A 26,253-nucleotide genomic window follows, 5' to 3' on the forward strand; every position below is an offset into this window, starting at 1 on the left:
ATCTGCACGCTTCGGAGGCGTCTATCCTGCATTATAGGGCAAGAGACCCGGCCGGGCGGTTTTGAAAGAGCGACATCGACAATGTCCCAAGCTGCAACTTACAGCGTGCAAACCGTGCTGAAGGACAGCACCCCGATCCAGGTCCGCGCGCTTCGCGCCAGCGACGAGGCGGACATGCTCGCCGCCGTCGCGCGTACAGGACCGCAGTCGCTGCAGAACCGGTTCTTCGTTTTGAAACGGCATTTCTCCGAGAAGGAGCGCGCCTTCTTCATGGACGTGGATTTCAGCAATCACGTCGCGCTGGCCGCTCTCGCCGAAGAACAGGGGCGATACACCATTGTCGGCGGCGGCCGGTATGTCGTCATCGAGCCCGGCCAGGCCGAGATGGCCTTCGTCGTGGTGGATGCCTGGCAAGGTCGCGGCGTGGGCTCGCTGTTGTTGAAGCATCTGACGGAGATTGCGCGCGCGCAAGGTCTACGAGAGCTCGTGGCCGAGGTTCTATCCGACAACGGAGCCATGCGAACCGTGTTCGCGAAGGCGGGCTTCAAGCCTGCGCGGAGTGACGATCCGAGAACCGTGCGCCTGTCGCTCTTGCTTTGATCGCGCGAGCGGCCTGAGCCTCACCTCAAAGCGATCGTGATCCGACTGATATTGGCCGCCAACTCGAGCCCCGCCTTCGGGCCTTGCAGCACCATCGTGACGCCCTTTTCGTTGCGGAGGTGCACACCGTTGGCGCCGCCGACCAGCGCAAAGCCGCCGCCGACGGAGCTGTAGTTGCCGGCGAAGTCACTGACCTCCCGGATGCCGGATGCCCAGCCGTCGAGGCGGCCGACAGTTGCACCGACCGTGATGCCCAAGCTCACGCCGCTGACCTTGAAGGGATAGGTCTTGCCCCGGTACGTCAACACGCCGCTGCCCACGCCACCGCCGGCCAGGACTCCCGCTTTGACGATCTTCACTCTGACCTGACCGGTGGCCTGCGCGAAGGACGGCGCCGCCGGCAGGGTCAGCCCGAGCGCGAGCAGGAGCAGCGCGCTCAGGCGAAATGCGCGCACGCGCGGCTCAGGGTTTTGCGGCATCGACCTTCTTCCAGGTCTCGTCGGGATCGAACAATGTTGTGCGCTCGGCGATGAACGCCGTGCGCTTGCCGAGATCCTTCTGATAGACGACGCCGTCATGATTGACCAAGAAGGTCATCACGCCCGAATTGCCGTATTCCGCGGGCCAGGCGATCAGGGCGAAGCCGCCGATCATCTTGCCCTTGACGACGTAGTTGAGCGCACCACCGGGTGCGTCCCGCCCCTGCCCTTTGAGGATTCGGAAGTAATAGCCGTGATAAGGTGCAGGGCCTACATCGCCGCCGCGATAGCCCTCCTTCGAGGCTTCGGCCGCGAGCGCGCCGAGCGGACTCGGGTCGCTGTCGTCGCGCCAGAACAGGCCGTCCTTCTTGCCGGGCGAGGAGACGATGCGCTGCGCGTAGACGCCGACGCCTTCGCCGCGGTCCTTTTCCGCATATTCGTTTTGCGCGTCGACGAAGGCGAGCGCGGTCTGGATCGCGTCGAGCTCGTTGCGGCCGATGCGACGGCGCAGCACCTCGATGCGTCCCTCGTCGGTGTCAAACGCCCAGCCCGTCCTGGTGTTGACCAGCGGAATTGGAAACGGGAAGTCGTCCGGCCCGAGCATCAAGGTAGCAGTCTTGTTACCCTCCGCCTTGATGCCGTGCTTGGCGTCGTACATCGCAGTGAAGCGCGCCCGAATGTCGTTGTCGGCAACCTCGTCACCGGACGACACGATGTCCTCCGCATTCCTGCCGAGCACTTTCAAGATGTCTTTCGGGCCGCTCTTGACCGCGGCGGCAAGGGCAGACGCGGCCTCTTCCGGTGTCTTGTAGGATTCCTGCGCGAGAGAGGCCGATCCGAGCAGCGCGAGCACGAGGACGCCGGGCATCAGCGCACGGCTAAACGATCTCAGACCGGTCATGGCATCACCTCCGCAGGAATCTTCGCGCCGCCGGCGAGCCAGTCGCGATAGGTGCGGAACGTCAGGCCGAGTTTTTCGTAGTGGACGCGCAGATAGCCGTCGCTGCCGCGGGTCACGGCAGCGGGCATCGCCTGCTCGACCTCCTGCGCCATCACGCCGACATAGGCCTTATCGGTGCCGATATAGCTGAAGCGATAATAGCCAAGGCCGTTCGAGAGGTGTCCGAGCAGGACGATGTCATGCTTGAGCGCGATATCCGAGCGCCGGCCGCCGCCGCCACCGCCACGGAAGCCGCCTCCGCCGCCACGCATCGCCATTCCGCCACCGCCGCCGCGCCCGGCAAAGCTTGGTCCGCCGCCTCCACCGCGCGGCATGCTCGCCATGCTGGCGCGGCCGCGTGCGGATGCTGCGGCAGCCGAGCGGCCGGAGGAGACGTTCATGGCACCGCCACGATTGCCGCCGCCGCGATTGGCCGCACCGCCGCCGGCGCGGTTCGCAGCCTTGGCGCGATCGCCGCCACCCTTGGTCGCGCCCTTGGGACGATCACCGGCACCGGCACGATCGCCGCCGCCGGGCCGGTCGCGCGTCCCTGCGCTGGGGCGATCGCCCGCGCCCGGACGGTCGCCACGATTGCCGGCGCGATCACCTGCGCGATCCCCAGCGCGATCTCCTGGACCGCCGCGATCACCCGCACGATCTCCCGCCCGGTCCCCGGCACCCTGGTCGGGACGCAGCACCTGGTTGCCGTCGCGGCCGCGGAAATCCATCCGGTCCGACACGCCGGACTTCAGATTGTTGTTGCCGAAGCGCTGCTGAACATTGCTGTTGTTGTAGCGGACACCGCCGCGATGCGCCGGATTGTGCTGCCAGCCATTGCCGATGTTCGTGGTGCGATGGTTGACATAGACGTTGCGGTTACCCCAGTTGCAGCCGCCGCCCCAGTAATTGCCCCAGCGTCCGATCGCCCAGGCCGTGCCGAAGGCGATGCCGGCCGCAACCACGCCGGCGCCGATATAGGACGGGTAGCCCCAGTAATACGGCGGATACTCCGCATAGGGCCAGCTGCCGTAGACGGTCGCCGGGTCGTAATACGGCACGTACATCGCCGCGGGATCGGCCTGCTGGATGACGACGACCTGCTTGCCTTCCTGAGACTGGACGCTGACCTTCTGCTGCTTGGTGGTGACGAGCTTCTTGTTGTCATAGGCCTTGTTGCGCAGACGCTGGATCGCGTCCATCACGTCGGGCTGCTGCGCGAGGAACGCATCGCCGAGCTTCTTGGTCCAGTCGAGCTGATCGCTCATCATCACGAGGACATCGGCGGTGCTGGCCAGTGCCTTGACGCTGTCATCCCAGCCCTGCTTCTCCACTTCCGTCTTCAGCGCATCGCCCTTCAGGCCCTTGCGCTCCTTCAGCCAGCGGTCGGCCTGCACCACTTCCAGCGGATAGGTGGAGGCGGCCAGTACATTGGCGAGCAACTCGTCGGGATAAAGCGCGATCGGCGCGACGAGGGCCTCGAGCTGCTCGGGCTTCAAGAGCTCGGCCGTCGGCGCAGGCGGACTGGCAGGCTGCGCCTGCGTCGTCGGCGCTGCAGGTGTCGTTGTGATCTGCGCCGTCGCAGCGACCGAGGTCGACATCAAGAGCGCCAGCGCCATCAGGATCTTGCCGCAACGAAACATCACATCCTCCCTCGGACTTCAGTGCGGGAGGATCAAGCCGGGGCGCAGGCATTTGTTGATCGAGATCAACGAAACGGGTCATCGCGGCTGCTGCAGCGCAAAGATCGAATTATCATTCGATCAGCTCGGCATCCAGCAGAAGCCGGTTCGGCACCGTCAGGCCGAGGGCCGTGGCGGTCTTCATGTTGATGACGAGCTCAAACCTGGTGGCAAATTGCACCGGGAGCGTGCTGATATCGGCACCGCGCAGGAGGCGGTCGACATAGCCGGCGCCATCACGAAATTGCTGGGTGAGATCTGCACCATACGACATCAATCCGCCATTCGACGCGTAGAATCGAACTGCGAAGATGGCAGGCACGCGCCGCTGCGCCAGCAATGCAATGGCCATCGTGCTGTGGGTTCCGAAGAAGCCGCCATCCGGCAGCACGACGAGGCCGCCGCCTGTGCGCGCCGCCGTCTCGATCACTCCCGCGATCTCCGGACCGCTGCGAACGCTCGCACCGGCAATCTTGAGGCCGAGACGGCCTTCCATCTGGTGCGCCGCTTGAACATAGAACGGTCCGTAGGGTGCCGATTCCGGATTGAACAGCAGGGCCGCATGGCTCATTCCCGGCACCATGTCCTTCAAGAGGCCGAGCCACTTCCCGCTCATCGAATGCTCATAGAGCGAAAAGCCGGTCAGATTTCCGGCCGGCCGGGCCAGATTGGCGACAAGCCCCGTCCCTACCGGATCGGAAAGCCCCACGAAGACGATCGGAATGCGCTGCGTTGCATCGCGCAGCGCCCGTGTTGATCCCGTACTGGTCGAGAACAGCACGTCCGGCGCCGCGGCGACGAGCTCGAGCGCCTCCAACTTCTGGCGCGCCGGATCGGGGCCCGGCCAGCGCACCTCCAGGCGGTAGTTCTGGTTGGCGACCCAGCCTCGATCGGTGAGACCCTGCTGAAAGGCATCCACGCGCATTTGCGCCCCGGGATCACCAGCGACATTGCCCGTCAGCACGCCGACGGCGGGCATTCGGTCCTGGGCTTTCGCCAGGACCGGCAATGCAGCGGCAGCACCAACCAGCCTCATGAAGTCACGACGTCTCATACGCCTCACGCTCGCCCGTCGTACTTGTCATGCGACTGAGAGAGAACGGCTTCAGCGTCGTGATGTTTGATCAAGATCAAGATACCGCCCGCTCAGCGAGCGGTCGGAAGCCTGATCGTGAACAGCGCGCCGCCCGCAGGCTGGTTCGCCGCGGCGATTGTGCCGTGATGGGCCTCGACGATGGTTCTGGCGATCGCGAGGCCCATGCCCATGCCGTGCGGTTTGGTCGTGAAGAACGGATCAAACAGACTTGCGAGATCGGAGGCGGGTATTCCGGGCCCGGTGTCGGCGATCCTGATCTCGGCCTGATTGCCGGTGCTGAGCGTCGACACGCTGACCTCCCGCTTTCCGGCGTCCGCATCGGAAATCGCATCCATTGCGTTGATGATCAGGTTGAGAATGACCTGCTGAAGCTGGACCGAATCTCCCTTGACGTGAAGGCCGGCCAGGGCCGGCACATAGCTCAACGTGATCCGGCGCCCCTGAGCGAGGGCCTTCACGAGATCGATTGCTTCGCGCACCGTATCGTTGAGCTCGATGGTCTTGATCTCGAACGGGACCTTTTTCAGGATGCTGCGCAGCCTGCGGATCACCTCGCTCGCCCGTTGGTCGTCCCGTCTGATGTCGGCGAGGATCTGCTGGATCTCGACCAGATCCGGCTGGGCAGCCTTGAGCATGAGCTCTGCCGTTTCGGCATTGGTCAGGATCGATCCGAGTGGCTGGTTCAATTCATGCGCGATCGAGGTCGTCAGCTCGCCAACGGCCGAGTAGCGGTTGACGTGGGCGAGTTCCGTCAGCCGCTGGCGCGATTCAACTTCGGCAACCTGCCGGCGGCGTCGCTCGTGCAGGAGCCCGCTGATGAGCCCGGCCTGGACCAGGAACACGGCCGCGATCATCAGCATCTGCCAGTGATAGCGCTGCCAGATGCTCGGCTCGCGAAACAGGATTGCGCTTCCCGGCGGCAGACGACTCTCGCTGATGCCCCAGCGCTGCAACTCCCGCCAATCGTAACGCGGCGCAGCGAAGGCGGTCGGCACATATGTGATGCTCGAAGGTTTCGCGCCGCCGAGGATACCGATCGCGGCGCTGACGGTCCGCGACGTCGTTTCCCGAATCAAGTGCATCGGTCCCCCGACTGCGCCCTCGCCGAAAAACGGCTCCTGGTAAGAAAAGATCGGGGCGTTCGCGACGGCATGCAGTTTGCGCAGGGCCCAGTCGTTCTCATAGACCACCCCGGCCGAATCGACGGACATCAGCCCCCAAAACAGCGCGGTGTGGGACGGCAGCTTTGACGAGCGCTTCAGGATCTCCTCGAAGGACAAATCCGAGTACCAGACGAGTTCGATCCGCTCCGCGAGAGGTTTCAGCTCCCGCTTCAGCTCCTCCGTCCAAAACCTCTCGAGTGGCGAGGCACCGATGACGATCGCAACCGATTTGGTATCAGGCAGAACCTGAAGAATGTTATCGAAGGCCGCGACGAAATCGTTGCGGACGGCCACGACGACATCGTTGTCGCCGAGATCGGCGCGATCGATTAGCCGATCCTCGACTGCAGATAGAATCAGTGGCGCATCGGGGAACAGCCTGGCGCGGTATTTCTGCGCGAACCGGGCTGCAGGCGCGCCGATGCTCACGACGATGTCGGGCGTCGCGCCGTGGTACAGCGAGTGCAGATACTCGACGAAGGGCGCCTCGGGACCAGGATTGTTGAAGCGCGCGGTGAGTAGCGCGTGCTCCTGGATATCGAGTGGCCAGGGCGATTGCCGCTCGAGCTCGGCCTTGATGTCACGCGCATAGTCGCTCCACGGCCGAAACTCCCGGCCGAAGGAATGCAGCAACAGCACGCGCTTGAGCTCGCCTCGCCGGGTCCGCTCGAGGGCACCGGCTTGCCCGGACGACAGGCACTCGGCCATGAGCAGGCCGAGACAGAGCAACGCGGCCGCGAGCCGCAGCTTCAGCCGGACGATGGACGCGCCCCCGCTCATGCTAGACACTCGCAGGTTACCGCAGCTGCTTGCCAGTCAATTCTAGCCCGGATCGCCCCATGCGGACAGTCCCGGACTGCAGCATGATCGTTTCTTGGCGCCTGCTGGTGTGCCCCGGGTAAGTTCAATGCCCGCCGCTCAGCACGAGCGTCTGGATCGGCAGCAACAGCGCCTGGATCCGCAGCAGCAGCGCATGGACGAGGCCGACACCGTCGACGACGTGCAGCGCGATCTTCCGGCTGGTCGAGGTGTCCTTGGCCGAAATCTCCTCATGGTTGCTGGTATAGGCATTCACGACGCAGCTCGAGCCGGGCGTGACGCCGTCGAGTCCGCCTTTGTAAAGCGGCTCCAGAAAGACCAGGATCGTGCCGGGTCGGACGGCATTCTGAGGATCGATGAGCTGCTCGCCGGTGCGAAACTGCCCGGCCGCGATATAGTCTTGCACCGTCGTGATCACCATCGGAATGATCACCCAGGGTTTCGAGATGCAGGTCGCTTCCGCGACCATGCCCTGCTTCATGACCTGCGCCTCGATCTGGCCGAAACCGGCCTGCAGTGCCTTGCGGCCCGCCCCCTCCGGAACGAGCACGCCGGCGGGACGCATCAGCTGGTTGACGACGTCGCCAGGGCGAACCAGGAACTGCTCGACGCGCCCGTCGACGCCGGCACGCACGGACGTCTTGTCGAGATCGACCTGAGCCTGGTCGAGCGCGGCTTCGGCGCTGGCCTTTTGGGCCGGCAGCAGAGCCGAGACCTGCAAGGACGCCGATTGCTTCGCGGCCGTTGCAGCATCGATGCCGGACTGGCGCTGATCGACCAGCACCTGGAGTTTGTCGATATCCCGTTGCGGAACGATGCCGGGGTTGCGGCGCTGGAGCTCGGTCTTGACTTCGAGCTCGTCCTTGGCCTGCTGGTAGTTCGCCTTCGCCTCGCCGATCTGCGCCTCAGCCTTGACCACGTCGGCCTGCGCCGTCTGCATGGCGGCGTCGACCTCCGCGACCTTTCGCTTCGCCGTCTCGTAGGCGGCCTGCTGCTTCGAGGCGTCCAGCGTGAACAGCACATCCCCCCTCTTGACGGGCGCACTAAAGCCGACCTTGACCTCAGCCACACGGCCCGAGCCCTCGGGGAGGATCGGCACGGTACGGAAGTAGAGCGTCGCCGAGGATGTGGACGGATGGAAGTAGAAGATCATGGTGATCAGCGACACCGTCAGCATCAGGCAGGCGGTGATGCCCCAGCGCAGCTCGTACCAGACCGAGAAGAAGGTGATTTCCTTGCCGAACCGCTTGCCTTGCGCGTAGCGACGGTAGAGGTAGTCCGGCAGGATCGTGACGAGGGAGCAGATCAGCAACTCAAGCATGGCTGTGCTCCTTCTCCTTGGCCGGTCCCGGCTTGTCCGCGGGAGGCGGCGCGACGGCTGCCTCGGCCTGGACTTCTCCCGCATCAGAGGCCGGCGCCGCCTCTGCAATCTTCTCAACCGATCCGGCGATGCTGCGCAGCGGCGTGCCGAAATCCGGAAGATCGATCATCGCGAGGAGCAGGCCGGCGATCCAGAAGATGTGCATGTGCGTGAACAGCGAGATCAGGCCGAGCACCGCGACGATTTCGAACTGCAATTTATGCGTTTTGTGCGCCATCCGCTCGGGCAGGCTGTGCAGCTTCCAGTAGAGCGTGCCGACCCAAAGCACGGTCCCGATCAGGAATACGCCCATCACCACCATCAGCGTGTCGGTCCCGCTCCCCGGGGCGAGATAGAACGGCAGGTGATGCGGGGCCATCGGATGAAGCTGCTCGCTCAAACGTCTCTCCCGGTCAAAACGTGCATGGGCCGAACTGTGGTCGGGTATGTTCGCGTTTGTTTGATTTGAGTCAAGGGAACAGGCCAGGGCCGACCTAGCGTCTGCCGCGTGCTGATCGCGTCATCATCAGGAGCCGCTTGCCATGCCCGGCCTAGACGATCTCATCCCCAGCGCCGCCCAGATCCGAAAGGAAGCCGCCCTCAAGGAAGCCGAAAAAGCCGAGGAATATGTGCGCCTTGCCGCTGCGGCCGAGGCCGAGAAGCGAGCCTTGATCGAGCGCTTGAGCAAGCCCTCGGGCAAGACCGAGGAGGAGAAGATCAAGCTCGCCTCAACCATCATCCAGCGCGCGGTGCGCAATGGCCTGACGGAAGTGTTGGTTTATCGCTTCCCCAACTCGCTCTGCACGGACAAGGGCCGTGCCATCAATCAGATGGAAAAGGGTTGGGAGAATACCCTGACCGGAATCCCCAAGGAGATCTTCCAGCTCTGGACCGATTATCTGAAACCGCGCGGCTACCGCATTGCCTATCAGATCATCGATTTTCCCGGCGGCGTGCCCGGCGACATCGGTGTGACCATTTCCTGGGACGATTAGCAACAGGGTGGACCGCATGGCGAAGGACGACACTGCGGAGCGGATGAAGCGGAAGGATTACGAGAAGGAGCTCGAGAAGCTCCAGGTCGAGCTGTGCCACCTCCAGGACTATGTGCGGGAAAACAGGCTCCGCGTCATCGTCCTGTTCGAGGGCCGCGACGCCGCCGGCAAGGGCGGCACCATCAAGGCGATCACCGAGAAGGTCAGCCCGCGCGTATTCCGGGTCGTCGCCCTCCCCGCGCCGTCCGACCGCGAGAAGACGCAGCTGTTCTTCCAGCGCTATATGGAGAGGTTTCCGGCCGGCGGCGAGATCGTGATCTTCGACCGGAGCTGGTACAACCGCGCCGGTGTCGAGTACGTCATGGGCTTCTGCACCCCCGCCGAGCACGAGCGTTTCCTCAACCTGTGCCCGCAGATGGAGAAATACGTCATCGACGGCGGCATCATCCTGATCAAGATCTGGCTCGAGGTCGGCATGGACGAGCAGGAGCGCCGTTTCAAGGCCCGCATCGACGACCCGGTCCGGCAGTGGAAGCTCAGCCCGATGGACCTGGAATCCTTCCGTCGCTGGTACGACTATTCGCGCGCGCGCGACCTGATGCTGAAGAAGACCAGCACGAAGGATGCGCCCTGGCACATCGTCCGCTCCGACGACAAACGAAGGGCGCGGCTGAACTGCATCGCCCACATTCTAGGCGCCATCCCCTACCAGCGCATCAAGAAGGACAAGATCACGCTGCCGAAGCGCTCCGACAAGGGACGCTACAACGACCAGGCCAGCCTCAAGAAAATGAGTTTCGTCGCGCAGCGCTATTGAGCAGCATCGGGCCGCTAAAGCGCGACGCGATTGGGAAGAATCGTCATCGCGCTTTAGGTTGTTGTCTGAGTATGTTCTATTCGGAAAACCGCTACACACTTTTCCGGATCATGCTTTAGGGTCCCGATGCTGCCGTCGATCGCTCAATAGCCATACGACCCCTTCAACTCGATTTCAGGCGGATCGTGACGCCACCGACGGCAGCCGATACTTCCGCGCCGACCCGCGGGCCGCTGAGCTGGAGGATCACGCCATTGCTGTTTTGCAACTGAACGGCGCCGGCACCTGCGGCGATTGCCCCACCCGCTCCTCCCACAGCATAAGAGCCTTCGATCGACGCCGGCCCCTTCAGATTGAGCGCGCGGCCGACGAACTTCGTGGTCGACGCTCCGATGGTGAGGCCCACGCTCATGCCAGATACCGTGAATGGGTATTTCTTGCCCCGGTAGACCAGAACGCCCTCACCGCCACCGGCGCCGACGATGAAGCCACCCTTGGTGAAGACGACCGCGACCTGGCCGGTGTCGGCACGCGCGGACGTGCTGAAGCCAGCAACGGCGGCGAGCGAGGTGACCAGGACGGCGCCGAAGGACATTTTTCTCATGACGTGTCTTCCCCTTATTGAGCCAGGATCATCGCGAAGTAGCCGAAGATGGTGAGAAGGATGCCCGAGACGGCATAGCCGACCGGGAATCCGATCCAGGGCACGGAGCTCTGGATCTCGACCGCGGCCTCGCGGCACGGGCCGGAATGCGAGCGCGCGCCGGCAACGCCGCCCATCAGCACCGCGTCCTTGGACATCTGTCTCGCGCCGATCCTTCACCAGCATGATGCGGGATCGTGGGTACGGCGACGGTCGCTCCATTGATCCAAGTCAACGGTCGCGTGCATTCTGCGCGCCGATACCGTGGCGTTCGCAGCGCAACACGAGAACATCAGGCCGTTCGTTGTGCGATGCTCGCCTGATCATCGCCGAGCAGGCTGTCGAGCGACCGCAGCCACTGGCCGCTGTCGGTCTTGTCCGCAAGTCCTTCGGCGCGCAGGAGGTCGCGCAGCTGCGCATGCGCGCCGACGATGCAGAAGGTCACCCTGCGTGACGCAAGTTCGTCGTAGAGATCATGCAACATGCGCGCGCCGGCCAGATCGATATAAGGCGACGCGGAGAGATCGCAGGCCACGAGCCGGACGCCGGGCGATGTCCGGAGCGCTGTCAGGACGGTGTCCAGGATCGTCTCGGCATTGATGTAGAGCAGCGACGCTTCGGGCCGGAAAGCGATGATCCCGACCAGCGGCTCGATGCCCTCATGTCTGGCGCTATCCGAATAACGGCCGCTGCCTGGCAGGCGGCCGAGAAACGCGACATTCGGCTGCGAGGCCCGCGCCAGCAGCAGGAAGATCGAGGCGATCGAAGCCAGCAGAACGCCCTGGAGGATGCCGAGCAACAAGACGGAGATCAGCGCAATCGCCGCTGCGTAGAAATCGATCCGGCTGACCTGCCACATTCGCAGCAGCGCCCGGACGTCGACCAGCCTGTAGACGGCGGCGATGACAATCGCCGCGAGCACCGCCTTCGGCAGGTTGGTCAGCAGCCCCGTGAAGAACAGCAGGCACAGCCCGAGCGCCACCGAGCAGATTATCAGCGCCAGCGGCGTCCGCGCACCGGCATTGTCGTTGACCGCCGATTGCGACAGGCCGCCCGCGACGGGATAGCCATGGCCGAAGGCGGCCGCGAAGTTCGCCGCGCCCAGCCCCAGGAACTCCTGTCTAACGTCGAGCGCATAACCGTGCTTGGCGGCAAAGCTGCGCGCCGCCGATACGCCTTCGATATAGGCCAGCAGCACACAACCCGCGGCGAGCGGGAACAGATCGTCGAATTCCAGCAGGCCGAATGTCGGGGGTCCCAGCGTCGGCAGCCCTTCCGGTATCTTCCCGGTGACGGGCACACCGAGGGCGGGCAAGCCCAGGAGCGTTGCCGATGCGATCGCGAGTGCAACGACGGTGATGCCGACGGGTTTTCCCGGCAGAAGCCGTTCGCCAAGCAGAAGCAGCAGCAGCGCGATCGCGCCGATGCCCAGCACAAGCAGATCGATGCCGCCGAGCTGCCCGGACAGCTTGATGGCGCGATCGAAGAAATTGTGGCCGCCGCCAGCGATGCCGAGCAGGCTCGGCAACTGGCTCATGATGATGGTGAGCCCTGCCCCCGCCTTGAAGCCGACCAGGATGCTGTCACTGACGAGGCGCACCAGCACGCTAAGCTTGAACAGCCAGGCAATGAAGCACAGCACAGCCACTGCAAAGGCCGTAAGGCTCGCGATCTGCGCATAGCGCACCGCATCGCCTCCGGCGAGGGCGCCGACCGTCCCGGCGATCATCAGGGAGATCGCCGAGGTCGGGCCGATCGCGAGCTGGCGCGACGCCCCAAACAAGGCATAGCCGATGCCCCCGAGCATGTAACCATAGACGCCGATCTGCGGCGGCAGGCCGGCGAGCGCGGCATAGGCGAGCGAGACCGGAATGGCATAGGCGGCGAGCGTGATGCCGGCGACCGCGTCGGAGGGCAGCCATTCGCGTCGGTAGGCCGCGAGCCATTCGGCCGGTGGAAAGAATCGTGTCCAGGTCGGGGCGGATGGCCGGTTCATCGCCCCTCCTCCGAACGGAACGCCTCGCAGCGCAGCAGCACAATCAACAGCGCCACCACGGGCAGGCCCAACGCGAGATCGGGGATGCTCTTGGTCGCAAAGGCACCGGCGGCGGCACCGAAGCCGAACACGGCGCACAATGCGAAGAAGATGCCCGAGCGGCGCAGCGCTCCCAACGGCGCACCGCCTGCTGCGACTGCGAAGACATTCTCGATCGCCTGACGCATGTTGCCGGTGATCATCACCGTGCTGCACACAGTGCCTTCGACCTTGACGAACATCGCGGCCTGCATCGCCGCCACGGCGGAAATACCGAGCGTGCCGGCCAGATCGGGCAACCGATTGTGCAGGATGCCGATCGCTATCAAGAGCAGGATCTCGATCAACGTGCTGATCGCGCTGGCCCGCTCGTCCGCTACGCGGCGCAGCCAGGCTGCAAGCACGATTCCGATCGCGAAAGCCAGGATTGGTGGCACAAAGTGCAAGGCCTTCGTCCAGTTGCCGGCCATCGCATAGACCCAGAGGAAGATCAGATTGGCCGTCTGGGCGTTCGCCATCACACCGTGGATGATCCAGGTATAGGCATCGATATAGCCGCCGGCAAAGGCGAGCAGCAGGACGATCCCGACCGTCTCATCGCGGCGGATCGCGCCGGCTGCGAGGTCCATGGTACTCATGTCGGAAAAATGGGCTGTCGCGAACATTCCATCGGGTCATAGGCGCCGCCACGTCGCCGCGAAGGCTTGATCTGGATCAAGCAACATCCCGCAGCCATCAATCAAATCACGCCGAAGTGCCGGGGAAATGCCATGGAAACCGTCAGGTGGATCATCGCCACCGCACCGGAAATTTTCCTGCTGCTCGCGATCGCGATCGGCACCATCCTCGGCCGCATCAGGATTCGCGGCTTCTCGATCGGAACCACCGCCTGCATCCTGATCGTCGCCGTGCTGATCGGACAGCTCGGGAGCTTCACGTTCCCGCCGATCCTCAGGGCGATCCTGTTCAGCCTGTTCGTTTTCACGATCGGCTACCGTTCTGGACCGGAATTCTTCGCCTCGCTGAGCGTGCGGACTTTGGCACAGGTCGTGCTCGCGCTGGTGATCGGAGCCACCGGGCTCGTCCTGGTGCTCATCTTCGCTCGTGTCTTCACATTGGACACGGGGACAGCGGCAGGACTGACCGCCGGGGCGCTGACGCAATCCTCGGTGATCGGCACCGCATCCGGCGCGCTACAGCAGCTCGGCCTGCCGAGCGACGTGCTGAAGCAGCAGGAAGCCAACATCGCGGCGGGCTATGCCGTGACCTACGTGCTCGGCTACATCCTGACGCTCCTGTTCGTGCCGTTCGTGGCGCCGCGGCTGATGCGGATCGATCTCAAGACGGAGGCCAAAAAGCTCGAGGCGGAGCTCGCCGGCGGTGCGCCGCCAAAGACGGAAAACCTGTCCTATCGCAAATTCCAGGCCCGCGCCTATCGCGTGTCAGCCGGCGCAGGTCGCACCATCGGCGCGATCGAGGCGGAGATCGGCAGCCGCACGGTCGTGGAGCGGATCGTGCGCGGCGGGGCCGACATCAAGCCGCAGCAGGACACCGTGCTGGAGTCGGGCGACGACATTGTCATTGCCGGACCGACCGCCGCGATCGTTGCGGCCAAGCCGATAATCGGCGCCGAGATCGACGCAGGCGAGCTGCTGCGCAACCTGCCTGGCAATGTGATCGAGGTGCTCGTTGAAAACCGTAAGTTGCACGGCCGCTCACTTCGCGAGATCGTTGACCGACTTGGATCCGATGCGCGCGGCGTATTCCTGCGTGCGCTCACGCGCATGGGGCGGGAAGTGCCTCTCGGTCCCGACACGCGGGTCTATCTCGGCGACGTCATGACGCTGGTCGGCAGCACCAGCAATATCGCGCGTGCAGCGGCGCAAGTGGGACACCCCCTGAATACCGGCGATCGAACCGACATCGCCTATCTTGCCGCCGGCATTGCAGTGGGTCTTCTCGCCGGCCTTGCCAGCTTCAAAGTCGGCACTGTCGCATTGACGCTGGGCGGTGGCGGCGGTGCGCTGATCGCCGGGCTCGTCTGCGGCTGGCTGCGGACGCGCCGGCCCGGCATCGGCGCAATGCCGCCGGCCGCGCAGCAGACCCTGAGCGACATCGGCCTCGGCGGCTTCATCGCGGCGATCGGACTCGGCAACGGCCTTGCCGCCTGGTCGGCGATCCAGGCCCACGGTCTGTTGCTGGTCGGCATGGGCATCGTGGTCACGCTGGTTCCGATGACGGTCGGAACGCTGGCTGCTTACCATCTGCTGCGCATGAACCCGGTCGTGACCTGCGGCGCGCTCGCCGGCGCGATGACGGTCGATGCCGCCGTCACCGGCGCCTGCGACGTTGCGGAGAGCCAGACGCCGGTGCTCGGCGTTGCCGTCCCCTACGCTGTCGGCAATGTCGTCCTCACGGTGCTCGGCCCGATCGTCGTGGCCGCAACCTACGCAGGTTGAGGGGGCCCAGATGCGACGCGGACCTACCTTGCTCCATTCTCTCGCGATCACCTTCCTCGCCCTCATCATGGCCGCATCGCCCACGCGCGCCGGGGACGAGGTCCGCATCCAGGAGGAAATCTGGGCGCTGCCTCTGCCGCTGCCGATGTTCGCCTATCTGGTGCGCCCAGTCGGCGACGGTCCGTTTCCGCTCGTCATCATGAATCACGGCGTCTCGCTCGACGCGACCCAGCGCAGCCTTTTCCCGCTGGTCGAATTTCGCGACGCCGCCAAATGGTTTGCGAAGCGCGGCTATCTTGTGGTGGCGCCGGTAGGCAGCGGCTATGGCGCGCAAGCGATCGACATCCCCGAACGCGGGCTGTTCGGCCCGTTCTTCTCGAAAATCGGAAAGTGCACCAATCCCAATTTCCGTGATGCGGGCCTCGCGATCGCCCAGGTCGACCTCTGGATCATTGACTACCTGGCCGCCGAAAAGCGGATCATCCCGAAGGACGTGATCGTCGTCGGGCAGTCCGCCGGCGGCTGGGGCGCGATCGCCCTGTCGAGCGTGAACCCGCCGCAGGTGAAGGCCATCATTGTCTTTGCCGGGGGGCGCGGCGGACGGGTCGGCGGCAAGCCGAACAACAATTGCGCACCCGACCGGCTGGTCGAGGCCACCGCCGATTTCGGCCGCACATCGCGCGTGCCGATGCTGTGGATCTACATCGGGAACGACACGTTTTTCGGTCCCGACTTGTCAAAGCGCATGCACACGGCCTTCCTCGCCGCCGGCGGCCGGGCCGAATATCACCTGATGCCACCGTTCGGCACCGAGGGACATTTCTTCCTCGGTTCGCCGGATGCGGTCCCGCTCTGGTCGCCGTTGGTCGCCAGGTTTCTAGATGCGCAGAACTGAGTCCGGATTTCGGAGTTGCAGCGATGGCCCGTGCTCTTGATTGTCTCTCTGGCCTCCTGATGGTTGCAGCAATCGGGGCCGCCACGATCTCGAGCGTCGCCTCACCCATGGCAGCGCAATCCGAAAAGCCCGCCGAGGTCGCAACACGCGGCCAGCGTGACGCCAACGACATCAGCTATGGCAGCTGGCAAAAACTGTGCTTCAGGGCTGGCGGTGCGCCCACCCTCTGCCGAACCTCGATCACTGGGCGCTTCGCGACCGGGCAGACCGCCGTGCGCATCGATCTGATCGAGCGGGAGGACGCGCCCACAGCCCGCCTGCAGCTGTTCGTGCCCGTCGGGATGTACCTGCAACAATCACCGAAATTGGCCGTCGATCATGGCGCCGCGTTTCGCGTTCCCTATACCTGGTGTCTCACCAATCTATGCGTCGCGGCGGACGTCGTGGCGCCGAAAATCATTGATGAAATGGAAAACGGTCAGACGCTTCTGCTCGAACTCGTCGATTCAAATCTTCTTGCCGTGACGACCTCGATTCCGCTCGCGCAATTTGCTTCCGCCCACAAGGGGGCGCCGACCAGGACGCTCGAACAATATGTCGACGAATGACGGCCGAGGCGGAGCTACGAGACGAGGGCGCGCTCGACGGACTCGATCAAGGACTGAGCCGCAAACGGTTTGATGAGATAGGCGATGCAGCCTGAAGCAATCGCTGCGGCGCGGTTCGCCGGGCTGTCATTGCCGGTGACATAGATCACCGGCGCTGCGATGCCATTCCCGGCCAAACTTCGCCGCACCTCGATGCCGGACCTCACACCCAGATTGATGTCGAGGATGATGCAGATCGCCGTATGGAGCCTGCCATGATCGAGCAAGGCGCTATCAGAGTCGAACAGAGTCGTTGCGAAGCCGTGTCCCCGCAGAAGCCGGTCCATGCTGGTCCGCATGGACAGATCGTCATCTACGACAAAGACGGATTCGCGCAGGGGCAAGGCGATTTGCCTTTCTGGAAGACGCCGTTGGGATATTGGATTGCGAAGGCTCTGCATTCTGACGCGGTTATGTGTGCATCTTGCACACAGCTTGTCGCGCACTGTCAACACGCCTCGGCATTGTCCTTTGGGACAGGCGCATCGAGGGAACTTTACGCCGTTCCGAAGCCGTCAGCGTTCGTCGGGATTGAGCATTCCGAGACGCTCTGCGATCGAAACGAGCTCCGCCAGCGAGCGAACCTGCATCTTCTCCATCACTTGATGGCGGTGTGCTTTCACGGTGCGCTCGGTGGTCCCCAGCTCATGCGCGATCTGCTTGTTGATCCGGCCGCGCACGATCAGATCAAACACCTGTCGCTCGCGCTGGGTCAGCGCGGCCAGATGACGACGAAGCGTATCAAGCCTGCTGGCCTGGGCCCGCGCCGTCCGCTGACTGGCCAGCGCCCGCTCGATGGCATCGAGCAGTTGCTCGGACGAAACTGGTTTGGTCAGGAAGTCTTCCGCACCGGCCTTGATTGCACGTACGGTCGTTGGCGTGTCGGCATGACCAGTCAGGAAGATGATGGGTAACATCGAACCGGACGCGGCCAGCCGGGCCTGCAGGTCCGGGCCGCTCAGGCCAGGGATCCGGACGTCGAGCAGGATACACCCGGCCCGCTCGTCATCCGACAGCGAGTCCAGCAGCTCCAGTGCGGAAGCATATGTCGCCACCTCGTACCCCGCGAGCTTCAGCCGGCGCTCGATCGCGGTCCGAAAGGACGCGTCGTCGTCAACAACGTGAACAAGGCCTGGCAACTTCTACCTCTCGCCCAACTCAATGAGGACGCTCGACGTCCTTCTTATTGTTCAAAGCGATCCTCACGTCTGAAAGTCGAAATATCTGCTTCGCAATTCGTCGCAGCTACCCTGCGCAGAGGGCTTCTCATCCAGCGCAGCAATCGTCCGTGCTGTCCTTTGGTACAATGAACCTTGGGACAATGGATAACAATACTTCGCTGGCCGAAAATCAACTTCGGCGGGAGTGGGATTGCGCGGCGCATTTCCGGCAACGTATTTCGTCTGACAGACCAATTCGGCGGAAAAGCTGAGGAGTTGGCCTATGTTCGTTCGCATCACGACGGATTCCACGCTGCGACCCAATACTCTCCGCGACCTCGGTATGGCAAGTCATTCAAATGCACTGGTCAATTTAAGCGAATTTTCCTACCGGAAAGGCTCCGAGATCTACGGCGAGAAGGAGCCGGCCGAGTATGTCTATCAGGTCAAGTCCGGCGCGGTACGAAGCTACAAGTTGCTGTCGGACGGTCGCAGGCAGATCGGCGCATTTCACCTCGTCGGCGACATCTTCGGGCTCGAGAACAGCAGCGAGCACCGCTTCACGACGGAAGCCATCGTCGATACCACGGTGCGACTGATCAAACGCCAAAGCCTGGAAATCGTAGCCGAGAGCGATGCCATGGTAGCCAGAAACCTGCTCAGCATGACCACGAATAACCTCCAGCATGCTGAAGACCACATGCTGCTTCTCGGCCGCAAGACCTCCCTGGAGCGTGTCGCCGCGTTCCTGCTCGAAATGGACAAGCGCCTGACGGCTGCAGGCGTCATGGCGCTTCCGATGTCACGCCGCGATATCGCCGACTATCTCGGCCTGACGCTGGAGACCGTCTCGCGGGCTTTGTCGCGGCTGCATGAGCTCGGCGTGCTCGGCTTCATCGGCAACACCCAACGCCAGATCGTGCTGCTCGACCGGCACCAGCTCGCAAGCCTCGATCTGCAGCCCTGAGCCGGCGAAAGGCCGGTTCACGATCCGCAATGGTCGCGGTTGACCGAGGCGACAGCATCAGGTGCGTGGCAGGTCCGCGCCGGGTTTTTCGGTGAGGCCGAGATGGTCGAGCGTCTTGAGCAAGACTTCGAACAGAATGGCGGCGGACCAGCCGAACAGCAGAACACCGTTCATGGCGGTCAGCGGACCGAGCAGGCGCCATTCGCGCACCGGCGTGATGTCGCCGTAGCCAAGCGTGGTGTAGTTGACGAAGGCAAAGTAGAGCATGTCTGCGTCGGCGGCGGCCTGGACGACATGATAGGTCGCCGCCCAAACCAGAATTTCGATCATGTGGGCGATCTTCAACACGACGGCGATCGTGATCATGACGCTCATGAGGTGCAATCGCGGTCGCTTGGTATGGCGCGGGACGGCACTGCGGGCGACGGTGACGGCGACCACCGTCACGAGCGCGTGTATTCCGATATTGATCACGCTGACGAGCGTGCCGACAAGGAATTGGAGCATCATCGGGGTGAACCACACCTCATTTCAGCCTAGGCCAACCGTGCCTCGATCGTTTCCTTTGCGACAACGGTTTCCTGATCGACCCGCGCTGACGCAGCGCGGTCGATTCCTGTCCATGCGGTCGCGAGCTCCCAGGCCACCGACAGGATGATCGGCCCAATGAACAGTCCGATGATTCCATGCGCGAGCGTACCACCAATGACCCCGATCAGGATGACCAGCGTCGGCGTCGTCAGGCCCCGCCCCATGAGGAGCGGCTTCAGCACGTTGTCGAGCAGACCGACGACGACCAGATAGACAGTCAAGAGCAGGGCGACGGTCACGTCCTTGTCCACCCATATCCAGACCAGCACGGGGAAAAGAACGGGGCCGGCGCCGATTTGGACAATCGACAGCAAGAGCACGACGACCGCGAGCAGTCCCGCGCTTGGGATCTCTGCGAGCTTGAAGCCGATGCCCGCCAGCAAGGCCTGAAGGATGGCGACGCCGATAATGCCCTGCGCGACGGCGCGTATGGTTGCGCCGGCGAGCTCGAGAAAGTGCTCGCTCCGGCCGGGCACGACGCGCAACAGGAAGCCGCGCAGCGCGGCGACGAGCTGCGCGCCGTGCGGGAGCAGAAAGCCCGCGACGATCACCGACAGCAGGAATTGGAGCATGCCAATTCCGGTGTCACCGGCAAACGACAGCATCACTCCGGCGAGCGGTTTCAAGTACGGCGCCACTTCGCGCAGCGCCGCACGGATGTTCGTGTAGGCCTCGTTCCAGATCGCGTAGAGCTGAGGACCGATCAACGGCCAGCTCCTGATCTGCTCCGGTGCGGCCTGGAGCGCGAGATCGCCACTGCCGATCTGGCCCGCAAGATCCCGGATTCCTTCGACTGCACTGAGGCCGAGCCAGGCGGCGGGACCGATGACGATGCCCAGCGTGATCAGGGTGAGAACGGCTGAGGCTGTCCGGGGACGGCCACCGAGGCGTTGGGCGAGCCAGGCGAAGACGGGATGAAACGCCACGGCCAGCACGGCGCTCCAGCTCAGGATCGGCACGAACGGCCGGAGGACGACAAATGTCCAGAAGATCAGCAGCCCGAGCAAGCCTAGCCGGATCACGAGTTGGACAATGTCCTCCGCGGACAGAAGCTGGCGAAGCGTTTTCAAGGGTCGTTGCCTCCAGGCCGACGGACCGCTGCTGAGCAGCTAGCGGGGCGGCCCACCGCGGAGGCTTGATCCAGATCAAGCTCGCAAGTCACGTCAGCCTCGCTTGGCAGCGGCCTTAGCTGGAAGCCTCAGCTTGCACGGAAGGTCGGCTGGTGGGTTCCAGCGGGCGAGAATCGCCTCGGAATACATCATTCTGGGGCGTATTTCACGCCGATCAGGACGCCACCGCTGATCGGGGAATATCGTACCTTGGTCGTTGCGATGACCGAGCTTGTCGAGTTCGGCCGCGAGACCAGCAAGAGCCAACATCGATCCTCTACGTGGCCCCTTTGGTCGTGATCAGATGGAATAGGCCGCCGCCATCGGCCAGCTTTATGTCCTTCGATTCGGCCTTGGCGCTTAGAACGGCCGATCAGAGAGCGCCTTCCGGAATTTCATTCAAACCCCCGTGGCTGGAATTTGGGGGTATCTGAGGGGGTGAATTTGGGGGGTGCAAGGCCCCTACCCCCCTTCCATGCCCCCAACGGCTCCGGACGAGGGCGGACGCCGATGGAAGCCTTAGAACATAACAGAACATCAAAAAGCCCTGAAGTTTCAAGGACCTACGTAAATGTCTTGTTTGATTTTGGAGTGTTTGGAGAGGCTTACGAAACAGCCTGATGGCTCCCCGGGCTGGATTCGAACCAGCGACCATCCGATTAACAGTCGGATGCTCTACCGCTGAGCTACCGAGGAAAGGGCGAACCGTTCGTTCGCGCGCGGCTGCGTATAACAAAGCCGCTTGCGCTTGCAAAGGACGAATTCGTCATCATCCGCAACGCGCTCGGAGGGACCTGGAACGGCCGCTCCTCCGGCCGGGACCGGGCAAGGATTATTCCGCCAGGAACGAGGTGGTCTTGGTGCCGGGGTCGTAGCGCAAGCGGAGCGCGGTGAGCTTGCAGAGATTGACGTTCTTCCACAGCACCGACTCGTCATAGTTCTTCCAGTCGACCCGGATGTTCCAGACGCAGCCTTCATCGTCGTCGTCGAACTCGACATAAGTGCTGGCCTGGTTCTGCAACACCTTGTCGAGCTCGTTCTCCCATTCGTCCAGCCCGTCATCCGGCGCGTTGAAACCCAGAAGCTTGATGGCATAGCCGGTCTCGTTGACGACGGTGACGTTGCGGGCATCGGTCGCAAGTGACGGCGTGGCGGCGATCGAAAGGGCGATCGCGATCAATCCGGACAGAAAATGCTTCATCTGAAAATCCTCCGATCAAAACAGGCCTCGGCGACCGGCATGGATCGGCGCGGGCGCCGCGGCAGGGAAATGCGTTGCCTGGAGACACGTCCGGAGCGCGATCGCCATGTTCAAGAAACGATCGATCTGCACTCCGGGACGGCTGCGCGACGCGAGACGCGCCCAACCTGTTTATCGTTTCGAATTCTCAGCAGCAATGAACCGGCATTCATAGATCGGCAGAGTTTGTTTTCTCCGGTACCGGCACCGGTACGGCCGCGCCATTGCTCTTGCCCGTCACGGCACCGACCAGCGCCTTGACCGGATCGTCGCCCGGCGCAAAGCCGCTCTGGCGCAGGATCTCGTCGATCATCGGACGCAGCGCGTGAACCTTGAGCAGCTCGCCGGCCAGACCTTCGCCGAAGCCGACATTGCCTCCACTCGCGCCATTGCCGCCGAACGCGCCGCCGGTGTGCAGGATGCGGACGTCCTTGAGGTTCGCGATCGGCTTCACCATCTCCGCCAGCGCGGACGGCATGGTCTCGATCCGCTTCTTGGCGATCTCGAAATCGATGACGTTGCTGCCGAGCTTGTTCTGCGCCTCGTTCTTCATGGTGATGACGGCGGCTTCCGCCTCGCCGATGTTGCGGACGCCGACCGCCTTGATCTTGTTGGATTCAGCTTCGGCGGTGGCCAGCGTCTTGACGGCTTCGGCGCGATCGAGCGAGGCCTTCTTCTCGGCCTCGGCGGCGACGATCAGCTCGGTCGATTTCCGTTCGGCCTCGGTGCGTGCGGCCAGCACCTGGGTCAGGCGGGCACGATCGGCGACCTCGATGGCGCGCGCGGTGACGACCTTTTCCTCCGCGGAGACGGCCAGCGCCTCGGCGGTCTTGGCTTCGGCGACGGCTTCCGACGTCTCCTTGCTCTTCGCCGCGATCTGGATCTCGTTCTCCTGCGTCGCGATCTGGATCTCGCGCTGGGCGTCGGTCTTGCGCTTGTTGATTGCCAGCTCCGACTCGATCACCGCGGTTTCCTTGACCTGCTTGGCACCCGCCTCCTTCTCGGCAACCGCGCGATCGGTGTCGATGCGAGCGTTCTCCTCGGTCAGACGCGCTGTCTGCGTCGCGGTCGCGACCTCGGCGCGGGTGCTCGCCGTCTTGTTGGCGATGTCGCGCTCCTGCGACAGCTCGGCTTCCTTCTTGGTCCGCTCGATCCCGAGGGTCTGCTGCCGGGCTTCGAGATCCTTTTGCGCGATCGCCACCTCATTGTCGCGAACGATGGCGTTTCGATCGCGCCGCCGGGTTTCGGTGACGGTTTTCAATTGGGTGAGACCTTCGGCGTCGAAGAAATTCTCCGGGTTGAAGAATTTGACGTCGGTCTGGTCGAGCTTGGTCAGCGACACCGATTCCAGCTCGAGCCCGTTCGACTTCACGTCGGACTCGACCGTGGACTGCACGTGCTTGACGAAGTCCGAGCGCTTCTCCTGGAGCTCCAGGATACTCATGGTCGCGGCGACCGAGCGCAGGCCGTCGACGAATTTCGCCTCGACCTGGTTGCGCAGCGCCTCGGCATCGTTGGTCAATGCACCCAGCGTCTGGCTCGCGAGCGCGATGCTCTCCTCGTCGGGACGGACACGCACATAGAACTCGGCGACGATGTCGACGCGCAGGCGATCCTTGGTGATGAGGGATTCCCGCTCCTTGCGCTCGACGGTGAGGCGCAACGTCTTCAGGTTGACGCTGGCACAGGAGTGGAAGATCGGAAGGATCATGGCGCCGCCGTCGAGCACGACCTTCTTGCCACCGAGCCCGGTGCGCACGAAGGCCTCGTCGCGGGTGGCGCGCTTGTAGAGGATGGTGAAGACGATCCCCAGGACGACGATCAGCGCGACGCCGATCACGGCCGGGACTGCGATGTCGAACATGACTTTCTCCGCTGTGGGACTTGCTAATTGCTTAGAGTGGGCTTCGACGGCTTGAGTTCATCGTCGGCCTTCACCGCGACGAAGCGCGTGCCGTCGCGGTCGACCAGGAGAACCATGGTTCCCTGGGGCAAAGGTCCCGATTGCGGCGCCGCGACCGCCGAGACGAAATGGCGGTTGCCGTGGACGTCGGCGACACTGACGCGGCCGGGCGGCCCCTGGTCGAGCGGGCCGACGACGACCTCGCCGATGCGGCCGACCAGATCGCCGAGGCCGACGACGTAGCTTTCGTCCTTGGGAATGATCCGCGCGATGGCACGGCTGGAAACGCGGACCAGTGGAACCGATGCGGCGACTGCCCCGATCGAGGCGACCGCCGCCGGCAAGGGACCCGCCACCATCCGCGCGAGGTCCTGGATCAGGAAGCCGGTGATGGAGAAGGCGCCGAGCAGCAGCAAGAGGAAGATCAGGAGCGGCACGCCGCCGACATTGATCCATGAAATAGCGTTGAGCACGCCGTTGTCGCTTGATGAGCAAAATCGATGTTGGTGCCCAGCATCTCGCTCAAGGAGGCCCCGACCAGCATCGAGATCACCTCGACCGAGCCGACGATGATGATCATAGCCGCCGCGATCGCGAACGGCCTGACTTCAGGCGCCATGACGTGTTCGAGCAAAGCGCTCATGACACCGCACTCAGGAGCCCGACTTCAACCGGGCCAGCCTCGCTGCAATTTCCTTGTCGCGATGGAGCGTGCTCAGCTCGTCGATGTCGCTCGAATAAGGAATTCCCGGCGGCACGCCGGTGGCCCGTGCCACTGCCCTGCCCGCCCGCAGCGCCTTCGCGGCAGCGGAGGTGCCGCCGGATTTCCGCGACGACGTCGATGTCTGTGGGCTGGCCTGTGCCTCGCTCTTTTCCAGATCGGCCCGGCGCTGCTCGGCATCCTGGAGCGCCGACAGCACCGCGCGGAGCGATGTGACGCATTGCTCGATCTTCTCGTTGTTCTCGTCGATGGCGCGGGAGAGCACCTCGAACTGCGCCTCCAGGTCCATTTGCCGCGCGATGCCGGCGCGGGCGAGATCATCGCGCCCGTCTGCGATCGCGGCCTCGATCTTGGCGGTCAGATCGGTCATCGCCCGCTCGATCTCGCTGCGGCGCGCGTTGAGGCGATATTCCTCGGCCCGCGCAGCGGCGAGCGCATCGCGCGCTTCGGTCTCGGCGCGCTCGATTTCGCGGATGGCCTGGCCGACCACCTTCAGCTTGTTCTTGCCTTCCGCCTGCTCGATCGCATCGTACGCGATCCCGGCAATCAGGCGCCCGACTCGGGACAGGAAATTGTCGGGAGCGGCAGCGATGTTATCCATGGCGTTCTCCTCCTCTGGCAGGCTGTTCGGCGTGACGCCGTAGTGAACTTCGAAACCGTCGTCGGTGCGGATGAGGCGCGCCGGCACGCTCTGCCCCCAGCCCTCGGCATAGCCGGCGTAGTCGAAGGGCACGCTGAAGCGCCCTTGCACGGTCGCAATCGAAATGGTGGCGGGCCCCTTGATCTTGGCGAGCTTGTCGTCGAGCGGCAGGCGGCGCCCTTGCGCGGCGCGATACTCCGCGCGGTCGCGGAGCCCCAACGTCACCAGCCGCGAAGGCAGCGCCGTCTGTTTGCGGATCGGCTCATAGGCATGGGCATGGAGCAGGACCACATTGGAACCCACATTGTGGGTCCGCGCCACCTCATCGAGGATTTCCATCATGCGGTCATAAGCCTGGAATGTCGCCTCGATGGCGGCCTTGGCGGCCGGGTCAGGGGCAAGCCGGTAACGCAGCGCGGACGGCGCGTTTTTGCGAGATGGGCTCATAGAAAGCACTAAAGCACCATTTTGGTGCTTTCGGAAGAGGAAACTCGATCACGTTCTGCTGATTCCTATGCACTCTGTAGGTTAGTCGCGGCGACGAGGGCCTGCGTTCAAGGCTGCCGATCATCCCTAGCGGACGGCCGATCAAGATTTGATGCACGCTTCGGTTGAAATTTGAGACGAATGCTGTGGGTGTTCGGTAAGCCGTCATTCTCTCGACGCGCCGTTGCGCGGAGCTCCGGCCGCAGCAGCGATCTGCCAGATCGCGCAATTATTTCGGTGAGCTCATTTGACGGAGATATGACGATCGCCGACCAAGATGCGACGACGGTACGAAGCATTCACGTCCGGCATCCGCAGCAAATCCACAGCATATCCACAGGGTGCCTGTGACCGATTCGCGAGCCTCTGCGAGACACTTGCTGCGCACAAACCCACAGGCGGGCCGTTCAGCCACCCGCCTGGTCGAATACGGATCGGCAGGCCTCGCTGAGGTTGGCGCGGTTGCGACGCAGGCAGGCGGTGATGGCGCGGACGTTGGGGATCTCGCCGGCGCAGAGCCGGTAGACATCGGGCGTACAGGCCCGCCGCTGCTCTGCCGTTCCCTGTGCATGGGCCGCGGAGGCAAACAGCGTCAGGAACAGCCCGACCGTCGAGGCGCTCCGCGCCCGGCTCTTCACGCCCGCAAACCGCAAGAACCTCGCCTTCATGACCGGTCTCCCGCTCTGCACTGCCCGCTCCGGCCTGCATTGGCCGGCACGGTGCAAAGGGGTTACGAGAAATAAACCGCCAGGGACGTGATCTTACACCCGCCGCGCGGCGGCGGCACATAGGGTTGCCCCGGGGATTTT

The 26,253-nt window shown here is 63.7% G+C and carries 26 protein-coding genes, 1 tRNA gene and 1 pseudogene; 7 read left to right on the forward strand and 21 right to left on the reverse strand.

The features are described 5' to 3' along the window. Window positions 1–81 precede the first annotated feature (81 nt). Window positions 82–600: a GNAT family N-acetyltransferase gene (locus tag ABIA40_RS11875; RefSeq protein ID WP_333919458.1), complete on the forward strand. Its 519-nt coding sequence runs from the start codon at window positions 82–84 to the stop codon at window positions 598–600. 20 nt (window positions 601–620) lie between these two features. Here ABIA40_RS11875 and ABIA40_RS11880 read toward each other — a convergent pair whose 3' ends face one another. The 7 genes from ABIA40_RS11880 to ABIA40_RS11910 form a co-directional block, all read right to left on the reverse strand. Next, a complete protein-coding gene (locus tag ABIA40_RS11880; RefSeq protein WP_404541160.1) occupies window positions 621–1,079 on the reverse strand; it encodes a hypothetical protein in 459 nt (152 codons plus the stop codon). Then, a complete protein-coding gene (locus ABIA40_RS11885; RefSeq protein WP_271542175.1) occupies window positions 1,063–1,980 on the reverse strand; it encodes a DUF2950 domain-containing protein in 918 nt (305 codons plus the stop codon). The genes ABIA40_RS11880 and ABIA40_RS11885 overlap by 17 nt, the downstream gene beginning before the upstream one ends. Then, window positions 1,977–3,659: a DUF3300 domain-containing protein gene (locus ABIA40_RS11890; protein ID WP_404541162.1), complete on the reverse strand. Its 1,683-nt coding sequence runs from the start codon at window positions 3,657–3,659 to the stop codon at window positions 1,977–1,979. The genes ABIA40_RS11885 and ABIA40_RS11890 overlap by 4 nt, the downstream gene beginning before the upstream one ends. 112 nt (window positions 3,660–3,771) lie before the next feature. Beyond that, on the reverse strand, window positions 3,772–4,734 hold the full coding sequence (locus tag ABIA40_RS11895; RefSeq protein ID WP_404541164.1) for an ABC transporter substrate-binding protein: 963 nt from the start codon (window positions 4,732–4,734) through the stop codon (window positions 3,772–3,774). Window positions 4,735–4,844: 110 nt separating this feature from the next. Further along, the gene (locus ABIA40_RS11900; protein WP_404541166.1) at window positions 4,845–6,737 is read right to left on the reverse strand and encodes an ATP-binding protein; all 1,893 of its coding nucleotides are present in this window, start codon (window positions 6,735–6,737) and stop codon (window positions 4,845–4,847) included. 124 nt (window positions 6,738–6,861) lie between these two features. Continuing rightward, window positions 6,862–8,097, reverse strand: a complete 1,236-nt coding sequence (locus tag ABIA40_RS11905) for an HlyD family secretion protein (protein WP_404541168.1) — start codon at window positions 8,095–8,097, stop codon at window positions 6,862–6,864. Then, window positions 8,090–8,515, reverse strand: coding sequence for a hypothetical protein (locus tag ABIA40_RS11910; protein ID WP_404546212.1), 426 nt, complete (start codon window positions 8,513–8,515; stop codon window positions 8,090–8,092). The genes ABIA40_RS11905 and ABIA40_RS11910 overlap by 8 nt, the downstream gene beginning before the upstream one ends. Window positions 8,516–8,678: 163 nt before the next feature. On the opposite strand from ABIA40_RS11910, the gene ABIA40_RS11915 reads away from it, so the two are divergent. Both ABIA40_RS11915 and ppk2 read left to right on the forward strand, forming a co-directional pair. Then, a complete protein-coding gene (locus ABIA40_RS11915; protein WP_157284333.1) occupies window positions 8,679–9,131 on the forward strand; it encodes a hypothetical protein in 453 nt (150 codons plus the stop codon). A gap of 16 nt (window positions 9,132–9,147) precedes the next feature. Next, window positions 9,148–9,948 carry a polyphosphate kinase 2 gene (gene ppk2, locus ABIA40_RS11920; RefSeq protein WP_275502017.1) on the forward strand — a complete coding sequence of 267 codons (801 nt, stop codon included), beginning with the start codon at window positions 9,148–9,150 and terminating at the stop codon, window positions 9,946–9,948. A 163-nt stretch (window positions 9,949–10,111) separates the two neighbouring features. Here the strand turns inward: ppk2 and ABIA40_RS11925 are convergent, their stop codons facing one another. From ABIA40_RS11925 to ABIA40_RS11940, 4 genes are all read right to left on the reverse strand, one after another. Next, on the reverse strand, window positions 10,112–10,552 hold the full coding sequence (locus ABIA40_RS11925; RefSeq protein ID WP_404541170.1) for a hypothetical protein: 441 nt from the start codon (window positions 10,550–10,552) through the stop codon (window positions 10,112–10,114). Between the two features lie 14 nt (window positions 10,553–10,566). Then, on the reverse strand, window positions 10,567–10,749 hold the full coding sequence (locus ABIA40_RS11930) for a hypothetical protein (protein WP_404541172.1): 183 nt from the start codon (window positions 10,747–10,749) through the stop codon (window positions 10,567–10,569). Window positions 10,750–10,883: 134 nt separating this feature from the next. Then, window positions 10,884–12,587 (reverse strand): SulP family inorganic anion transporter, encoded by a 1,704-nt coding sequence (locus ABIA40_RS11935; protein ID WP_404541174.1) that lies wholly within the window; start codon window positions 12,585–12,587, stop codon window positions 10,884–10,886. Beyond that, window positions 12,584–13,264, reverse strand: coding sequence for a YoaK family protein (locus ABIA40_RS11940; protein ID WP_271542294.1), 681 nt, complete (start codon window positions 13,262–13,264; stop codon window positions 12,584–12,586). Before ABIA40_RS11940 ends, ABIA40_RS11935 begins: the two co-directional genes overlap by 4 nt. A 132-nt stretch (window positions 13,265–13,396) precedes the next feature. Between ABIA40_RS11940 and ABIA40_RS11945 the strand changes: the two genes are divergently transcribed. The 3 genes from ABIA40_RS11945 to ABIA40_RS11955 are packed head-to-tail and all read left to right on the forward strand — an operon-like array spanning window position 13,397 to window position 16,588. After that, a complete protein-coding gene (locus ABIA40_RS11945; protein ID WP_271542165.1) occupies window positions 13,397–15,085 on the forward strand; it encodes an aspartate:alanine exchanger family transporter in 1,689 nt (562 codons plus the stop codon). A gap of 10 nt (window positions 15,086–15,095) precedes the next feature. Further along, a complete protein-coding gene (locus ABIA40_RS11950) occupies window positions 15,096–15,980 on the forward strand; it encodes an alpha/beta hydrolase family protein (RefSeq protein ID WP_404541176.1) in 885 nt (294 codons plus the stop codon). A gap of 23 nt (window positions 15,981–16,003) precedes the next feature. After that, window positions 16,004–16,588 carry an invasion associated locus B family protein gene (locus ABIA40_RS11955; protein ID WP_271542164.1) on the forward strand — a complete coding sequence of 195 codons (585 nt, stop codon included), beginning with the start codon at window positions 16,004–16,006 and terminating at the stop codon, window positions 16,586–16,588. Window positions 16,589–16,602: 14 nt separating this feature from the next. Here the strand turns inward: ABIA40_RS11955 and ABIA40_RS11960 are convergent, their stop codons facing one another. Both ABIA40_RS11960 and ABIA40_RS11965 read right to left on the reverse strand, forming a co-directional pair. Further along, window positions 16,603–16,971, reverse strand: coding sequence for a response regulator (locus ABIA40_RS11960; RefSeq protein WP_271542290.1), 369 nt, complete (start codon window positions 16,969–16,971; stop codon window positions 16,603–16,605). Between the two features lie 171 nt (window positions 16,972–17,142). Next, on the reverse strand, window positions 17,143–17,766 hold the full coding sequence (locus ABIA40_RS11965; RefSeq protein WP_271542163.1) for a response regulator transcription factor: 624 nt from the start codon (window positions 17,764–17,766) through the stop codon (window positions 17,143–17,145). Between the two features lie 304 nt (window positions 17,767–18,070). Here ABIA40_RS11965 and ABIA40_RS11970 point away from each other — a divergent pair, with 304 nt between their 5' ends. Continuing rightward, window positions 18,071–18,754: a helix-turn-helix domain-containing protein gene (locus ABIA40_RS11970; protein WP_404541179.1), complete on the forward strand. Its 684-nt coding sequence runs from the start codon at window positions 18,071–18,073 to the stop codon at window positions 18,752–18,754. 57 nt (window positions 18,755–18,811) lie between these two features. Here ABIA40_RS11970 and ABIA40_RS11975 read toward each other — a convergent pair whose 3' ends face one another. The 8 genes and pseudogenes from ABIA40_RS11975 to ABIA40_RS12010 all read right to left on the reverse strand — a co-directional run bounded on the left by ABIA40_RS11975 (window position 18,812) and on the right by ABIA40_RS12010 (window position 26,112). Next, the gene (locus ABIA40_RS11975; protein ID WP_404541181.1) at window positions 18,812–19,264 is read right to left on the reverse strand and encodes a potassium channel family protein; all 453 of its coding nucleotides are present in this window, start codon (window positions 19,262–19,264) and stop codon (window positions 18,812–18,814) included. A gap of 26 nt (window positions 19,265–19,290) precedes the next feature. After that, entirely contained in the window at window positions 19,291–20,352 is a 1,062-nt protein-coding gene (locus tag ABIA40_RS11980) for an AI-2E family transporter (RefSeq protein ID WP_404541182.1), read from the reverse strand. A 723-nt stretch (window positions 20,353–21,075) separates the two neighbouring features. Next, window positions 21,076–21,150 (reverse strand) — tRNA-Asn (locus tag ABIA40_RS11985). Between the two features lie 136 nt (window positions 21,151–21,286). Beyond that, window positions 21,287–21,655, reverse strand: coding sequence for a hypothetical protein (locus ABIA40_RS11990; protein WP_404541184.1), 369 nt, complete (start codon window positions 21,653–21,655; stop codon window positions 21,287–21,289). A 208-nt stretch (window positions 21,656–21,863) separates the two neighbouring features. Further along, a complete protein-coding gene (locus ABIA40_RS11995; RefSeq protein ID WP_157284309.1) occupies window positions 21,864–23,558 on the reverse strand; it encodes a flotillin family protein in 1,695 nt (564 codons plus the stop codon). 23 nt (window positions 23,559–23,581) lie between these two features. After that, window positions 23,582–24,240: pseudogene (locus ABIA40_RS12000) on the reverse strand (OB-fold-containig protein). Between the two features lie 10 nt (window positions 24,241–24,250). After that, a complete protein-coding gene (locus tag ABIA40_RS12005; RefSeq protein ID WP_404541185.1) occupies window positions 24,251–25,414 on the reverse strand; it encodes a PspA/IM30 family protein in 1,164 nt (387 codons plus the stop codon). Window positions 25,415–25,851: 437 nt separating this feature from the next. Continuing rightward, a complete protein-coding gene (locus tag ABIA40_RS12010; RefSeq protein ID WP_271542157.1) occupies window positions 25,852–26,112 on the reverse strand; it encodes a hypothetical protein in 261 nt (86 codons plus the stop codon). Between the last annotated feature and the right edge of the window lie 141 nt (window positions 26,113–26,253).

Origin of the sequence: Bradyrhizobium sp. USDA 223 (assembly GCF_044909005.1) — a bacterium.
In the GTDB taxonomy this organism is placed as follows: domain Bacteria; phylum Pseudomonadota; class Alphaproteobacteria; order Rhizobiales; family Xanthobacteraceae; genus Bradyrhizobium; species Bradyrhizobium yuanmingense.